General features: G+C 64.3%; 12 protein-coding genes. 5 read left to right on the top strand and 7 right to left on the bottom strand.

Translation table 11 applies throughout. The features are described from left to right. Window positions 1-171: 171 nt before the first annotated feature. Both INF37_RS12695 and INF37_RS12690 read right to left on the bottom strand, forming a co-directional pair. On the bottom strand, window positions 172-1,440 hold the full coding sequence (locus INF37_RS12695) for a phosphoglycerate kinase (RefSeq protein ID WP_193538644.1): 1,269 nt from the start codon (window positions 1,438-1,440) through the stop codon (window positions 172-174). Window positions 1,441-1,510: 70 nt separating this feature from the next. Continuing rightward, window positions 1,511-1,996 carry a tRNA (cytidine(34)-2'-O)-methyltransferase gene (locus INF37_RS12690; RefSeq protein ID WP_193538642.1) on the bottom strand — a complete coding sequence of 162 codons (486 nt, stop codon included), beginning with the start codon at window positions 1,994-1,996 and terminating at the stop codon, window positions 1,511-1,513. Between the two features lie 242 nt (window positions 1,997-2,238). On the opposite strand from INF37_RS12690, the gene proB reads away from it, so the two are divergent. The 3 genes from proB (at window position 2,239) to INF37_RS12675 (ending at window position 4,862) form a co-directional block, all read left to right on the top strand. Next, entirely contained in the window at window positions 2,239-3,051 is an 813-nt protein-coding gene (proB, locus tag INF37_RS12685) for a glutamate 5-kinase (RefSeq protein ID WP_101691814.1), read from the top strand. Window positions 3,052-3,117: 66 nt separating this feature from the next. Then, window positions 3,118-4,365 carry a glutamate-5-semialdehyde dehydrogenase gene (locus INF37_RS12680; RefSeq protein ID WP_193538639.1) on the top strand — a complete coding sequence of 416 codons (1,248 nt, stop codon included), beginning with the start codon at window positions 3,118-3,120 and terminating at the stop codon, window positions 4,363-4,365. Between the two features lie 104 nt (window positions 4,366-4,469). Continuing rightward, window positions 4,470-4,862 (top strand): hypothetical protein, encoded by a 393-nt coding sequence (locus INF37_RS12675; protein ID WP_101691812.1) that lies wholly within the window; start codon window positions 4,470-4,472, stop codon window positions 4,860-4,862. Window positions 4,863-4,918: 56 nt separating this feature from the next. Here the strand turns inward: INF37_RS12675 and INF37_RS12670 are convergent, their stop codons facing one another. The 3 genes from INF37_RS12670 to INF37_RS12660 all read right to left on the bottom strand — a co-directional run bounded on the left by INF37_RS12670 (window position 4,919) and on the right by INF37_RS12660 (window position 8,081). Further along, the gene (locus INF37_RS12670; protein ID WP_101691811.1) at window positions 4,919-5,488 is read right to left on the bottom strand and encodes a chromate transporter; all 570 of its coding nucleotides are present in this window, start codon (window positions 5,486-5,488) and stop codon (window positions 4,919-4,921) included. Further along, window positions 5,485-6,081, bottom strand: coding sequence for a chromate transporter (locus tag INF37_RS12665; protein ID WP_101691810.1), 597 nt, complete (start codon window positions 6,079-6,081; stop codon window positions 5,485-5,487). Before INF37_RS12665 ends, INF37_RS12670 begins: the two co-directional genes overlap by 4 nt. A gap of 77 nt (window positions 6,082-6,158) precedes the next feature. Continuing rightward, window positions 6,159-8,081: an NAD(+) synthase gene (locus tag INF37_RS12660; protein WP_101691809.1), complete on the bottom strand. Its 1,923-nt coding sequence runs from the start codon at window positions 8,079-8,081 to the stop codon at window positions 6,159-6,161. Between the two features lie 849 nt (window positions 8,082-8,930). On the opposite strand from INF37_RS12660, the gene thrS reads away from it, so the two are divergent. Together thrS and INF37_RS15595 are read left to right on the top strand one after the other, a co-directional pair. Then, entirely contained in the window at window positions 8,931-10,727 is a 1,797-nt protein-coding gene (gene thrS, locus INF37_RS12655; protein WP_193538637.1) for a threonine--tRNA ligase, read from the top strand. Between the two features lie 552 nt (window positions 10,728-11,279). Continuing rightward, entirely contained in the window at window positions 11,280-12,311 is a 1,032-nt protein-coding gene (locus tag INF37_RS15595) for a helix-turn-helix domain-containing protein (RefSeq protein WP_207730495.1), read from the top strand. Between the two features lie 145 nt (window positions 12,312-12,456). On the opposite strand, the gene INF37_RS12645 is transcribed toward INF37_RS15595, so the two are convergent. Together INF37_RS12645 and groL are read right to left on the bottom strand one after the other, a co-directional pair. Then, window positions 12,457-12,864 carry a hypothetical protein gene (locus INF37_RS12645; RefSeq protein WP_101691806.1) on the bottom strand — a complete coding sequence of 136 codons (408 nt, stop codon included), beginning with the start codon at window positions 12,862-12,864 and terminating at the stop codon, window positions 12,457-12,459. Window positions 12,865-12,999: 135 nt separating this feature from the next. Next, window positions 13,000-14,625 (bottom strand): chaperonin GroEL, encoded by a 1,626-nt coding sequence (gene groL / locus INF37_RS12640; RefSeq protein WP_101691803.1) that lies wholly within the window; start codon window positions 14,623-14,625, stop codon window positions 13,000-13,002. Between the last annotated feature and the right edge of the window lie 55 nt (window positions 14,626-14,680).

The raw sequence follows: 14,680 nt of genomic DNA, 5'->3' as shown, positions 1-14,680 counted from the left end.
TTACTTGTCCAGCAGGCAGGCCACGCCGGGCGTCGTCGCCGCAAAGTCCGCTTCCTCCGTTTCCCGCTTTATGCGGAAAACTCCGTCCGCTCCCTTGCGGCTCCTCTCCCCATGTGACCCGCTCCGCTGGGCTCACATGGGGCCCCCCGGGAGCTGCCCGGCACGGGGTTTTTACTTATCCAGCAGGCAGGCCACGCCGGGCAGCTCCTTGCCCTCCATGAACTCGAGGCTGGCGCCGCCGCCGGTGGAGATGTGGGTCATCTTGTCGGCATAGCCCAGCTGCTGCACAGCGGCCGCGGAGTCGCCGCCGCCGATGATGGTGATGGCGCTGCTCTTGCTGAGGGCCTCAGCCACGGCCTTGGTGCCGGCGGCGAAGGCGGGGAACTCAAAGACGCCCATGGGGCCGTTCCAAATGACGGTGCCGGCGTCCTTCACAGCCTCGGCGTAGGCGGCGATGGCCTTGGGGCCGATGTCCATACCCATGCAGTCGTCCGGGATATTCATGCTGTCCACGGTGATTGGCTCGGCGTCCGCGGAGAACTCCTTGGCGCACACGGTGTCCTCGGGCAGGAGGAGCTTGACGCCCTTGTCCTTGGCCTTCTTCATCATGTCGTTGCAGTAATCCAGCCAGTCGGCCTCCAGCAGGGACTTGCCCACGGAGCCGCCCTGGGCCTTCAGGAAGGTGTAGGTCATGCCGCCGCCGATGATGATGGTGTCGGCGATCTCCAGCAGGTTGTTGATGACGCCGATCTTGGAGGAGACCTTGGAGCCGCCCAGGATGGCCACCAGGGGACGCTTGGGGTTGGCCAGGGCGCCGCCGATGATCTCCAGCTCCTTCTGGATCAGGAAGCCGCTGACGGCGGGCAGATAGTCGGCCACACCGGCAGTGGAGGCGTGGGCACGGTGGACGGCGCCGAAGGCGTCGGACACATAGACCTCAGCCATGGAGGCCATGGCCTTGGCCAGGGCGGGGTCGTTCTTGGTCTCACCCTTCTCGAAGCGGGTGTTCTCCAGCAGGAGGATCTGGCCGGGCTGAAGGGCGGCGGCCTTGGCCTGGGCGTCGGGGCCCACCACGTCGGAGGCCATGATGACCTCGCGGCCCAGCAGCTCGCTCAGGCGCTTGGCCACCGGGGCCAGGGAGAGCTTCGCCAGGGACTTCTTCCACGCCTCCTCGGTGAGGGTGGCGGGGTCCTTGCCCTTCTCGGTCTGCTTCTTCACAAAGGAGTCGAAGGTGGCGTTGGGCTTGCCCAGGTGGGAGCAGGCGATGACGGCCGCGCCCTCCTCCAGGAGGTAGCGGATGGTGGGCAGGGCGGCCACGATGCGCTTGTCGTCGGTGATGGCGCCGGTGGTCTTGTCCTGAGGTACGTTAAAGTCACAGCGGAGAAGGACCTTCTTGCCCTTGACGTCGATGTCCTTCACAGTCTTTTTGTTGTAATTCATAGGTGTCTGGCTCCTTTCATGTTGACCGGTAACGCTCTGTGCGAAAGGGGAAGCGACCCGGGCCGCGCCGTTACTCGACCGCCATCTCCCCCGCTGTCTCCAGCCCGGGGAAACCCCACTGCCGCAGGGCCTCAAAGGCCAGGATGGCCGCGGAGTTGGACAGGTTGAGGCAGCGCGCCCCCTCCCGGATGGGGATGCGGATGCACCGCTGGGCATACTGCTCCCGCAGCGCCTGGGGAAGCCCCGTGCTCTCCTTGCCGAAGAGCAGATAGCAGTCGGGCTGGAAGCGCACCTCCGTATAGGGGCGGCTTGCCTTGGCGGTGGCCAGCCAGATGTCCTGGGCGCCGGTGCGCTGGAAGAAGTCGTCCAGGTTCTCGTATACGTGCAGATCCACCATATGCCAGTAGTCCAGTCCCGCCCGCTTGACGGCCTTGTCACTGATGTCAAAGCCCAGGGGCTTGATGAGATGCAGCCGGCTCCGGGTGGCCGCGCAGGTGCGGGCGATGTTGCCCGTGTTCATATGGATCTCCGGCTCGACCAGTACCAGATTGAGCACAAAACCACCTCATTTTCAGGGATTTCCCATCCGTTTGTCGGAGGTTATTGTACTCCATTTTCGGGTAAATTTCAATAACAAAACCTCCGAAAAGGGCGGCTAAATTTGCGCTTTTGTCCCAAAGTACGCCAAAAACCGCCGACTGGAAAGTTTAGCTTTCCCCTATGGTGCTTTTGTGCTATACTTGCCTTACCCTTCACTGCCTTTCGGGGGCAGTATCTCATCGAGGAGCGTGACTCTCTTTGGACGAACAACATCAAACCCGGCGCGTGGTGGTCAAGGTTGGCACTTCCACCCTCACCCGCTCCACCGGAAGCCTGAACCTGTACAGTATGGAGCGCCTCTCCCGCACCCTGTCCGACCTGAAGGGGATGGGGCATGAGATCATCCTGGTCTCCTCCGGCGCCATCGGCATCGGCACTGGAAAGCTGGGCCTGAAAGAGCGGCCCGCCGAGCTTCGCATGAAGCAGGCCGCCGCCGCCATCGGCCAGTGCGAGATGATGCACCTCTACGACAAATTTTTCGGGGAGTATAACCAGAACGTGGCCCAGATCCTCCTCACCGGAGACGATGTGGAGGACCCCATCCGGGCCGCCCACCTCTCCAGCACCTTCTCCGCCCTGCTGGAGCTGGGGTGCATCCCCATCGTGAACGAGAACGACTCGGTCTCCTCGGCCGAGATCGAGACCGGCCACGCCAAGGTGCTGGGCGACAACGACACCCTCTCGGCCATCGTGGCCGGGCTGTGTAAGGCCGATCTTCTCATCCTGCTCTCCGACATCGACGGACTGTACGACTCCGACCCCCACCAGAATCCGGACGCCAAGCTCATCCACCGGGTGGAGGCCATCACCCCCGAGATCCAGGCCCTGGCCGGGGGCAAGGGCTCCAAGTGGGGCACCGGCGGCATGGTCACCAAGATCACCGCCGCTCAGCGGGCCATGTCCCACGGCATCGACATGGTCATCGCCAACGGCAGCCGGATGGAGGACCTCTACGGCATCGTGGCCGGAGAGGACATCGGCACCCGGTTCTGCGCGCCCCGGCGGGACTAAAACCCTCCGTCCCGCTCTAGTTTGTACGGGGCCATCTGTTTTTATCAAAAAAAGGAGTGAAGTGATATGACCATTCTGGAGACACAGGGTCTGGCCGCCCGCCAGGCCGCCCGCGTACTGGCCGTGGCGGGGAGCGCCCGGAAGGACGCTGCCCTCGAGGCCATCGCCGCCGCCCTGGAGCGGCGCTCCGGCGAGATCCTCGCCGCCAACCAGCGGGATCTGGAGGCCGCCCGGGCCGCCGGGATGCGCCCGGCCCTGCTGGACCGCCTGGCCCTGGACGAGGGGCGTGTGGCCGGCATCGTGGATGGGGTGCGCCAGGTGAAGTCCCTGCCCGATCCCATCGGCCAGACCGTGAAGATGGGCGTGCGCCCCAACGGGCTGACCATCGGCAAGCGCCGGGTGCCTCTGGGGGTCATCGGCATCATCTATGAGGCCCGCCCCAACGTCACGGTGGACGCCGCCGCCCTCTGCCTCAAGTCGGGCAACGCGGTCATCCTCCGGGGCGGGAAGGAGGCCTTCCACTCCAGTTCGGCCATGGTGGCCGTCATGCGGGACGCTCTGGAGGAGGCCGGGCTTCCCCGGGACTGCGTGGCCCTGGTGAATGACACCAGCCGGGAGAGCGCCCAGGAGCTCATGAACCTGACGGGCTATCTGGATGTGCTCATCCCCCGCGGCGGTGCGGGGCTCATCCGCTCGGTGGTGGAGCACGCCCGGGTACCGGTCATCCAGACCGGCGTGGGCGTCTGCCACATCTATGTGGACGGAGAGGCCGACCTGGACATGGCCGCGCGCATCCTCTTCAACGCCAAGTGCTCCCGCCCCTCGGTGTGCAACGCCGCCGAGTGCGTGCTGGTGGACCGGTCGGTGGCCGCCGACTTCCTCCCCATGGCGTGGGAGCTGCTGCGGACCAAGCAGGTGGAGGTACGGGGCTGTGACGAGACCCGTGCCATCCTGGGGGACTGGGTACGCCCCGCGGTCGCCGAGGACTGGGACACGGAGTTCGGCGACTACATTCTGGCCTGCAAGGTGGTCTCCGGCGTGGAGGAGGCCATGGACTTCATCGCCGCCCACGGCACCGGCCACTCCGAGGCCATCGTCACCAACAACTATTTCACCGCCCAGCGCTTCCTGGACGAGGTGGACGCGGCGGCGGTCTATGTCAACGCCTCCACCCGCTTCACCGACGGCGGGGAGTTCGGCCTGGGGGCTGAGATCGGCATCTCCACTCAGAAGATGCACGCCCGGGGCCCCATGGGCCTGGAGGAGCTCACCTCCTCCAAATACGTCATCTACGGCACCGGTCAGACCCGGTGAGCATAGAATGGAGCGTCCGCACCCTGCGGGCGCTCCTCTTTTTCGCGGACGGTACATACGCGCAGAGACTGCCGTATGAATGACTGGAATGCGAGGTGCGGCAAATGGACGCCACTTTTTCCCAGGCGAGTGTGACCCTTCCCCTCCAGCTGGAGGGAAGCGATGCGGTGGGCTGCGACCTGCCCCCCTTCTCCCCCGGGGACGGGGGCCGGGTGCTCTCGGTCACCCTTCACCTCTCCGGCGTGCTGCCCGACCGCCAGGTGGCGGCCGCCATCGCGCTGGAGGAGCTGGACGGAGCGGGAAATCCCTTTCCCAGGGGCCTGCGGACCCTTCTTCTCCCGCCTCAGCCGGGCCCCGGCCGGGCGGAGGTGGAGGGGCCGGCGGTGCGCTTTGTTCTCCCCGCCGAGCTGGACCTGAATCCGGACGGCCCCCGCCGCCTGGTCCTCCGGGCCGACGCCCACTATGTGGAGCGGGGGGAGAGCTCCCTCCTCCCCTGAGGGGAGACAAACGGGCCGCCGCAGAGGGTTTCCTCCGCGGCGGCCCGCTGTTTCGTTTAGAATTGGAAGAGGACGCCCACCACCGCCGAGGCGGCGATGAAGACGATGGGGTGGAGCTTCTTGAGGTGCTTTTCCCGCATGCAGAGGAAGATCACCACGGCCAGCACGATGGCCTTCCAGTGGAAGGCGCTCCCCACCGCGCCCCCAAACAGGGCGGAGAGGTCCACCAGCGCGATGGAGCACACCTCCAGCAGGGCCGCGGCGATGAGGGCGGTAGAGGCCGGACGCAGGCCGTAAAAGACCGCGTCCACCCCCCGGCTCTGCCGGAAGCGCCGGAGGAACCGGGCAATGATGAGGATCACCAGGATGGAGGGGCAGATCAGTCCCAGGGTTGCGATCACGCCCCCCGGGATGCCCCCCATGTGGAAGCCCACATAGGTGGCCATGTTGACCCCCATGGCCCCGGGGGTGGACTCGGAGATGGCGATCATGTCGGCCAGCTCTCCAGAGGTGAACCACCCGGTCCGGGCCCCCATGTCGGTGAGGAAGGGGATGGTGGCGAGGCCTCCGCCCACCGAGAAGAGTCCGGTCTGGAAGAACTCGAAGAAGAGGCGCAGATAGATCATGCCTTCTCCCCTCCTCTCGCCGCACGGATGCACACGCCGGCCGTTCCCGCGCCCACCACCAGCACGATGGGGGAGAGCAGGAAGTCGATCACATTTCCCCCGGGGAAGCGCCCGGTAAAGGTGACAAAGGTGCCCAGCGCCGCCAGCACCAGCACCACCGCGAAGAGGACGGCGGTGGGCCGGTCCACCACAGTGCTCTTGCGCAGCTTGAGCACGCTGGAGAGGATCAGGGCGCACACGCAGGCCCGCACGCCGTTGAAGGCGTGTACCACCACGCTCAGATGGGCGAAATTCTGAAGGAATGCTGCGATGAGCATGATGATGATGATGCAGGGAAAGACCAGCCCCAGGGTGGCCACCACTCCGCCGGCGTTGCCCTTCCGGCTGTGGCCCACGAAGGTGGCGGTGTTGACCGCGATGATGCCGGGTGTGCACTGGCCGATGGCGAAGTAGTCGGAGAGCTGCTCCTCCGTGGCCCACCCCCGCTTCTCCACCAGCTCCCGCTGGAGGATGGGCAGCATGGCGTAGCCGCCGCCAAAGGTACACACGCCGATTTTGGCAAAGGTCCAGAACAGATCCAGATAGGTATGCATGGGAATCACCACTCTCTTGTGAAATGAAAGGGACGGGGCGCCGTCCCCCGGACAGCGCCCCGCGTATCGGGCTGATCTTACATAAGCCCTTCCAGCTCGTCCAGCCACAGCTCGGCCACGGCGTCGCTGGGCATCCGCCAGTCGCCCCGGGGAGAGAGGGCCACCGACCCCACCTTGGGGCCGTCGGGCAGGCAGGAGCGCTTGAACTGCTGGGCAAAGAACCGGCGGTAGAAGTTTTTCAGCCACTTCAGGAGGACCGCGCGGTCATAGGAGCGCCCAAAGGCATACTCGGCCAGGCGGAGCACCTTCCGGGGCGGGAAGGCCCAGCGCACAGCGTAATAGAGGAAGAAGTCGTGGAGCTCATAGGGCCCCACCAGGTCCTCGGTCTTCTGGGCGATCTGTCCCTCGATGGCGGGAAGCAGCTCGGGGGACACAGGAGTGTCCAGAATGTCGGCCAGCACGGTGGAGAGCTGGGGGTCCTCCGCCTCCTTGTCGTCGGAGATGAAGCTGACCAGATGGCGCACCAGCGTCTTGGGGATGCCGGCATTGACGGCGTAGTTGCTCATGTGGTCGCCGTTGTAGGTGCACCAGCCCAGGGCCAGCTCGGAGAGGTCCCCGGTGCCGATGACCAGGCCCCCGGTCTGGTTGGCGATGTCCATGAGGACCTGGGTCCGCTCCCGGGCCTGACCGTTCTCAAAGGTGACGTCGTGGTCCTCCATGGACTGGCTGATGTCCTTGAAGTGGCGGCGCACCGCCTCCCCGATGTCGATGGTCTTGAGGGTGCAGCCCAGCCGCTCGGCCAGCAGGACCGCGTTGGACTTGGTGCGGTCGGTGGTGCCGAAGCAGGGCATGGTCACCGCGATGATATCGCTGGCCGGCCGGTCCAGCATCTCCATGGACACCGCGGTGATGAGCACCGCCAGCGTGGAGTCCAGGCCGCCGGATAGGCCTACCACCGCCGTCTTGGCGTGGGTGTGCTCCAGCCGCTTCTTGAGGCCCAGGGCCGCGGTGTACAGGATCTCGTTGCACCGCTCGGCCCGGTCGCTCTGGTCCTGGGGCACGAAGGGGGTGGGGGACACGGGCCGGGTGAGCCGGGTGTCGGCCGGCGTGAGGGAGAAGGAGGTCCGCCAGCAGGCCTGATCGGACTCGGTCCGGTAGGTGTTCATCCGCTGGCGCTCGTAGACCAGCCGCTCCACGTCGATCTCGCTGATGGTGAGGCCGGTGGAAAACCGCCGCTCGGCCAGAATGGTGCCGTTCTCCGCCACGATGTTGTGGCCGGCAAAGACCAGGTCGGTGGTGGACTCGCCCTCGCCGGCGTCGGCGTACACATAGCCGCACACCAGCCGGCCGCTCTGGCCGGACACCAGACCCCGGCGGTAGGCCGCCTTGCCCGCCAGCTCGTTGGAGGCCGACAGGTTCAGGATGAGGGTGGCCCCCGACCGGGCCAGACGGATGGAGGGGGGCTCAGGCGCCCACAGGTCCTCGCAGATCTCCACCCCGATCACCAGACCGGGCATGTCCTCACAGGCGAACAAGTTGCTGTCCGCCAGGCTCACCTCCTGTCCGCACAGGGTGACGGTGGCATCCACGCCGGCGCCCGAAGTGAACCAGCGTCCCTCGTAGAACTCCCCGTAATTGGGCAGGCAGGCCTTGGGAACCAGGCCCAAAATCTCTCCCTTCTGTATTACTGCCGCGCAGTTATACAGTTTATTATCCCATTTGTTCCGTACGGGAAGGCCCAGGGTTGTGACCATGTCCAGATTCTTGGTGGCCTCCAGAATGGTGGCCAGGGCCTCCTCTGCCCCCCGGAGCAGGGTGGGCTGGAGGAACAGGTCCCCACAGGTGTAGCCGGTGATGCACAGCTCGGGCAGGCAGAGCACCCGCACGCCCTGCTTGTCCGCCTCCCGCATGAGAGTGAAGATCTGTTCGGCGTTATAACGGCAGTCCGCCACCCGGATCTTGGGGGTGCCGGCCGCCACTTTGATAAAACCATCGCGCATATGGGATGACCTCCTTTGAGGATCGTCTGGTCCGTTTCCAGAAAACGGTCCGTTACAGTTTATATGATAGTCCATTCTCTCCCCGATTGCAAGAGAACGCCGTCCCACCGGCCGTACCGCCAAGCCGGGTACTTCCGCATTTTTGAGAAGCAGCGTGTTAAGACACGCTGCACCAAAAAACCCCGGCCTGCCCGGCCGGGGTTTTCTGGGTGTGTGTGTTGTGTGTTTGCAAAGGGGTTGGAGAGGGATTGGTTGGCGTGTCTGATATGTTGGAAGTCAGGTCTGCTCTTCCCTGCTTCCACGTTTATATTACCCTGTAAATACGGCTAAACCGTGACGGAATTGTGAATAGTTTGTAAATTGCGCTTTACACTTCCCGCAAATTCTCCCTTCCCTGACAATCTCTTCTCTGCCCTTGACAGCACCTCCGATTGGTGATATAGTACCCCTGTCAAAAGAAGCTACGACGGAGAAGAAACCGCACAGCGGCGAACAGAGAGGGGCGCACTCTGGTGCAAGCGCCCTGCGACACGCGGCGGCTGTACCACTCCTGAGCCGCCCGGGAGGACCGGGCCGGGGCTTTCCCGTTACAGAAAGTCACAAGCGGCCAGATGTCACGCTTGCACCCTTCGCGACGGCCAACTGCTCCGCGCTCCGCCGAACATGCCGCCGGGCTTCGCCCGACCTGTTGTTCGTCTGCGCGCCTCGCTGTTGTCCTGCTCCCGGGTGCGCCGCGCTTCTGGCAAGCAGGGTGGAACCGTGGGACGTTTTGTACGCCTCACCCCTGACCAATCAGGGGTGAGGCGTTTTTTCATACCCTCCGCCCCAATTTACAAGGAGGTTTTTGTTATGTCCGAAGAAGTCAAGAATGAGTTTACCTTTGAAAATCCCGAGTACCGCAAGACCTACTGGCACACCTGCTCCCACATCCTGGCCCAGGCGGTCAAGCGCCTGTGGCCCGAGGTGAAGCTGGCCATCGGCCCCGCCATCGAGGAGGGCTTCTACTACGATATGCTCTCTCCCTTCCCCTTCACCGCCGAGCACCTGGAGCAGATCGAGGGCGAGATGCGCAAGATCTGCAAGGAGAAGCTCAAGCTGGAGCGCTTTGAGCTGCCCCGGGCCGAAGCCCTCAAGCTGATGGAGGAGAAGGGTGAGCCCTTCAAGGTGGAGCTCATCAACGACCTGCCGGAGGATGCCGTCATCTCCTTCTACAAGCAGGGCGAGTTCACCGACCTGTGCGCCGGTCCCCACCTGGACTCCACCGCCCGGGTGAAGGGCAACGCCATCAAGCTCACCGCCTGCAACGCCGCCTACTGGCGCGGCGACTCCAACCGGGAGACCCTCCAGCGCATCTACGGCATCGCCTTCCCCAAGAAGGACGAGCTGGACGCCTGGGTCAAGCAGCGTGAGGACGCCCTCAAGCGGGACCACAACAAGCTGGGCCGCGAGCTGGAGTATTTCACCACCGTGGACGTGATCGGCCAGGGCCTGCCCATCCTGCTGCCCAAGGGCGCCCGCACCATCCAGGTGCTCCAGCGCTGGGTGGAGGATGAGGAGCAGAAGCGCGGCTACCTCCTCACCAAGACTCCCTATATGGCCAAGCGGGAGCTCTACAAGATCTCCGGCCACTGGGACCACTATCTGGACGGCATGTTCGTCCTGGGCGATCCCCACGACGAGACCAAGGAGTGCTTTGCCCTGCGTCCCATGACCTGCCCCTTCCAGTACCAGGTCTTCCTGAACCGGGGCCGCAGCTACCGGGACCTGCCCATGCGCCTGGGCGAGACCTCTACCCTCTTCCGCAATGAGGACTCCGGCGAGATGCACGGCCTCATCCGTGTGCGCCAGTTCACCATCTCCGAGGGCCACCTGATCCTCCGTCCCGAGCAGCTGGAGGAGGAGTTCAAGGGCTGCCTGGACCTGGCCAAGTACTGCCTGGGCACCGTGGGCCTGCTGGACAAGTGTACCTTCCGCTTCTCCCAGTGGGATCCCGCCAACCCCAACAACAAGTACGAGGGTACCCCCGAGCAGTGGGAGGAGGCCCAGCGGGTCATGGGCCAGATCCTGGACGATCTGGGCGTGAACTACACCATCGGCATCGACGAGGCCGCCTTCTACGGCCCCAAGCTGGACATCCAGTACAAGAACGTCTTCGGCAAGGAGGACACCCTGGTCACCATCCAGATCGACATGCTCCTGGCCAAGCAGTTCGGCATGGAGTATGTGGACGCCGACGGCCAGAAGAAGACCCCCTATATCATCCACCGCACCTCCCTGGGCTGCTACGAGCGCACTCTGGCCTACCTGCTGGAGGAGTACGGCGGAGCCCTGCCCACCTGGATGTCGCCCGAGCAGGTGCGCATCCTGCCCATCACCGACCGCGCCGCCGACTACAGCTATGAGCTCAAGGAGAAGCTCTTTGCCCAGGGCTTCCGTGTGGAGGTTGACCCCCGCAACGAGAAGATCGGCAAGAAGATCCGCGAGGCCCAGCTGGAGAAGGTCCCCTATATGCTGGTCGTGGGCGACAAGGAAGTGGAGACCGGCGAGGTGGCCGTCCGCAACCGCAAGGGCGAGCAGGAGGTCATGTCCTTCGATGCCTTCCAGGCCAAGCTGAAGGAAGAGGTCGACAGCAAGGCGCGCAGCTGATTCCCCTCCCTTTGAAGCCATTCTGATCAACACCGACAGGAAGATGCGGACGAAAGTCCCATCTTCCTGTTTTTTTACACCAGTCCGGGGGGCAACCGATGGTTGCCCCCCTTAAACTGTCAAAAAAGGGCTGCTGCGATTGGTGCTGCAAGAGCCTCGCAGAGTTCCGCCGTCCGCAGACGGCGGAAGAGAGTCAAAATCGTGTTTTCCGGCGGCGTGTACGTCGGAAAACACTCTGCTCAGGCCGCAAGTGTGCGAGCCGGGAACCCAAACGAAGCCCAGCGAAGCGGGTTTGTTTGGGAGAGGAGGTGCAAGGGAGCGGAGTGAACCCTGGCCATCAGGCCAGGGCGAACGGTGCGGACTTTGACCCGACGAAGTGCGCGCGGCGGACTGCATCCCCTCGAAAAAATGCCTGCATTTTTGAGAAGCGTGTCGAAGTTTTTCGACACGCTTCGGGGGGCAACGAATGGTTGCCCCCCTTTTTCCGCCCGCTTTTCTTCCCATTGGGGGAAAAATCCGGTATCATGGATGCAGAGAAAGGAGGCCGCACCTATGCAACCCGAGACCACATCCGCACCCGAGACCCTGGGCCGCCGCATCGCCCGGCTCCGGCAGGAACGGGGCCACTCCCAGCGGGACCTGGCCAAAGCGCTCTTTGTCACCCGGCAGGCCGTCTCCAACTGGGAGCGGGACCAGACCCTGCCCGACCTGGAAACGCTGCGTGCCATCGCCGCCTTCCTGGAGGTAGACCTCTACACCCTCTGCGGCTCCGCCCCGGCGGCGGGCCGAAGGAGACGTCCCGGCCCCCGCCGGTGGAGGAAAGCGGCTGGGGCGGGTGTCCTGGCCCTGGCGCTGGTTCTCCTGGGGGTCTCCCGTCTGACGGCCCCTGCGCCGGAGGCGGCCCCCATCCCCTCGGCCTCTCCCCCGCCGGAGGAGGTCCTCCCCACCGTCTCCTCCGCGCCGCGCTGCTCCTCCGACCTCCGGGACGAGAACAAGGTCCGGCGGCTCATGGCCGTGGACATCCCCCGGGTCACACGGGACGGATGGTTCACCACCGACGACGACACCGCCGATCTTCTGGCGGCTGATCTGGCCGCCCTGCCCCAGGACCCCGGTCCCATCCCGCTCACCGACGCTCTGGAAACTGATTTTCACCTCTTCGCCCGGCAGTATCACCTCTCTCTCCTCCCCGGCTGCCAGGACGGCCGCTTTGCCCGCTGGGAGGAGGCCCTGAACTGGATCTGGTGCGCGCCCCTGCGATACCGGCACCCCCACGGGGATGCGCTGTCCGCCGACTATGTGGACCAGGCCGTGGCCCTCTGGTTCGGGGATGCCGTCTACACCCACGGCGCCGCAGGGGATTATTCCTATTCCGATGGGCAGTACCAACCCGCCCCCACCCCGGGCGAGCCGTCGGCCTTTCTACTCCGCTCTCTGGAGCGGCGGGAGGACGGCTCTCTCCAGGCTGTCCTGGACCGCTTCACCGAGGACGGCCGCTATCAGACGGGCAGTCTGACCCTGCTCCTCCACCTGACCGATGGACAGATCGTCTTTGATGAAGTGCGGCATGAGGCGCTGGTCTGAGGGGATAAGTTCTTTTTGGCTCTCTCATTTTGAAGGAAGGACGGCCCCAATCTTCTCTCATTTTGCGAGAACCCATCCACAAAATGGCCCCTTCACTCCTTCATTTTGCGAGAACCAGTGAGAAAAATCCGCCCGTCTCCTTCTCTCATTCTGAGGGAGATATACTACATATAGCCACAGGGGGCGGGAACGCGGGAGGCTTCTCTCCCGTTCTCCACTCCAGGGAAAAGACGTACTCATTGGGCTGGCGCACATTCTTCCCGGACCGGTGGGAGAGGAAGCCCTTCTCCTCCAGCTCGGTCATGCCCCGCCACAGTCCCGCCGGACAGATGCCGTACTTCTTCCCCACCGCCTGGGGAAAGAGGAAATGCCGCTTCCCGCCGCTCTCCATGGCCATGCAGAGATAGAGCCGCAGGGCATTGCCGCTCAGCTTCTGCACCCGCTTGTCCAGCAGGAGGGAGTTGCCCACCTGGATGAACCGCCCCTCCTTCCCGTCCGACCGGGCGGTCAGCCAGGGGAGCACCGTGCGGGAGGATCTTTTTCGTCCGCTCATGGTATCACCTCATATGTTCTGGATACCCTAGGCGCCCCCGGCGGGAATGGTGCACGTTTGCGTACACCTAACTGAAAAAAGTGCAAAAAGGCCCCCGGAACAGAGCGTTCCGGGGGCCAGAAACTTGGCGATTGCTTAGTACATGCCGCCCATGTCGGGAGCAGCGGGAGCGGGAGCAGCGGGCTCCTTCTTGTCGGCCACCAGGGACTCGGTGGTCAGCAGGGTGGCGGCGATGGAAGCCGCGTTCTCCAGAGCGGAGCGGGTCACCTTGGTGGGATCCACGATGCCGGCGGAGATCATGTCCACATAGGTCTCCTTGTAGGCGTCGAAGCCGTAGCCGACCTTGCCGGACTCACGGATCTTCTCCAGGACCACGGAGCCGTCGATGCCGGCGTTGGCAGCGATCTGCTTCATGGGCTCGGTCAGGGCCTTGGCGATGATGCGCACGCCGGTCTTCTCGTCGCCCTCAACCTCGGGGATGAGCTTCTCCACAGCGGAGACAGCGTTCACATAGGCGGTGCCGCCGCCGGCCACGATGCCTTCCTCAACCGCGGCGCGGGTGGCGTTCAGGGCGTCCTCGATGCGCAGCTTCTTCTCCTTCATCTCCACCTCGGTGGCAGCGCCCACGCGGATGATGGCCACACCGCCGGCCATCTTGGCCAGGCGCTCCTGCAGCTTCTCCTTGTCGTAGTCGGAGGTGCTGATGGCCAGCTCGTTGCGGATCTGATCCACGCGGCCCTTGATGGCCTCGCTGCTGCCGGCGCCGTCCACGATGATGGTGTTCTCCTTCTGGACCTTCACCTGGCGGGCCTTGCCCAGCATGTCGAGGGTGGCGTCCTTGAGCTCATAGCCCAGGTCGGCGGAAACCAGGGTGCCGCCGGTCAGGATGGCGATATCCTTGAGCATCTCCTTGCGGCGGTCGCCGAAGCCGGGGGCCTTCACGCAGGCCACGTTCAGGGTGCCGCGCAGCTTGTTGACGATCAGGGTGGACAGAGCCTCGCCCTCCACGTCGTCAGCCACGATCATCAGGGGCTTGCTGGTCTTGACGACCTGCTCCAGCACGGGCAGCAGCTCCTGGATGTTGGAGATCTTCTTATCGGTGATGAGGATGTAGGGATCGTCCAGGACGGCCTCCATCTTCTCGGTGTCGGTGACCATGTAGGGGGTGATGTAGCCGCGGTCGAACTGCATGCCCTCCACGACCTCGCTGTAGGTCTCAGCGGTCTTGGACTCCTCAACGGTGATGACGCCGTCGTGGGAGACCTTCTCCATGGCCTCGGCGATCAGCTTGCCGATGGTCTCGTCGCCGGAGGAGACAGCGCCGACGCGGGCGATGTCATCGCTGCCGTTGACCTTCTGGCTGTTGGCCTTGATGGCCTCGATGGCGGCGGCGGTAGCCTTGGAGATGCCCTTCTTCATGACCATGGGGTTGGCACCGGCAGCCAGGTTCTTCAGGCCCTCGCGGATGATGGCCTGAGCCAGCAGGGTGGCGGTGGTGGTGCCGTCGCCGGCCACGTCGTTGGTCTTGGTGGAGACTTCCTTCACCAGCTGAGCGCCCATGTTCTCAAAGGGATCGTCCAGCTCGATCTCCTTGGCGATGGTCACGCCGTCGTTGGTGATGAGGGGAGCGCCGAACTTCTTCGCCAGCACCACGTTGCGGCCCTTGGGGCCCATGGTGATCTTCACAGTATCGGCCAGCTGGTTGACGCCGCGCTCCAGAGCGTGACGGGCTTCCTCGCCGTAGCAAATGATCTTAGCCATAATGAATTACCTCCAAAAAATGAGATGTTGATACACCGCCGCCGGAGCGGCCGGT

It is taken from the genome of Pseudoflavonifractor gallinarum, assembly GCF_014982855.1.
In the GTDB taxonomy this organism is placed as follows: domain Bacteria; phylum Bacillota; class Clostridia; order Oscillospirales; family Oscillospiraceae; genus Pseudoflavonifractor_A; species Pseudoflavonifractor_A gallinarum.
This window is presented reverse-complemented; position numbering and strand designations above follow the sequence as displayed.

Excerpts from the sequence above, each read along its gene's own strand:
- groL (WP_101691803.1), bottom strand. The coding sequence starts at position 14,625 with ATGGCTAAGATCATTTGCTACGGCGAGGAAGCCCGTCACGCTCTGGAG.
- INF37_RS15595 (WP_207730495.1), top strand. The coding sequence starts at position 11,280 with ATGCAACCCGAGACCACATCCGCACCCGAGACCCTGGGCCGCCGCATC.
- INF37_RS12675 (WP_101691812.1), top strand. The coding sequence starts at position 4,470 with ATGGACGCCACTTTTTCCCAGGCGAGTGTGACCCTTCCCCTCCAGCTG.
- thrS (WP_193538637.1), top strand. The coding sequence starts at position 8,931 with ATGTCCGAAGAAGTCAAGAATGAGTTTACCTTTGAAAATCCCGAGTAC.
- INF37_RS12680 (WP_193538639.1), top strand. The coding sequence starts at position 3,118 with ATGACCATTCTGGAGACACAGGGTCTGGCCGCCCGCCAGGCCGCCCGC.
- INF37_RS12660 (WP_101691809.1), bottom strand. The coding sequence starts at position 8,081 with ATGCGCGATGGTTTTATCAAAGTGGCGGCCGGCACCCCCAAGATCCGG.
- INF37_RS12665 (WP_101691810.1), bottom strand. The coding sequence starts at position 6,081 with ATGCATACCTATCTGGATCTGTTCTGGACCTTTGCCAAAATCGGCGTG.
- INF37_RS12670 (WP_101691811.1), bottom strand. The coding sequence starts at position 5,488 with ATGATCTATCTGCGCCTCTTCTTCGAGTTCTTCCAGACCGGACTCTTC.
- INF37_RS12695 (WP_193538644.1), bottom strand. The coding sequence starts at position 1,440 with ATGAATTACAACAAAAAGACTGTGAAGGACATCGACGTCAAGGGCAAG.
- INF37_RS12645 (WP_101691806.1), bottom strand. The coding sequence starts at position 12,864 with ATGAGCGGACGAAAAAGATCCTCCCGCACGGTGCTCCCCTGGCTGACC.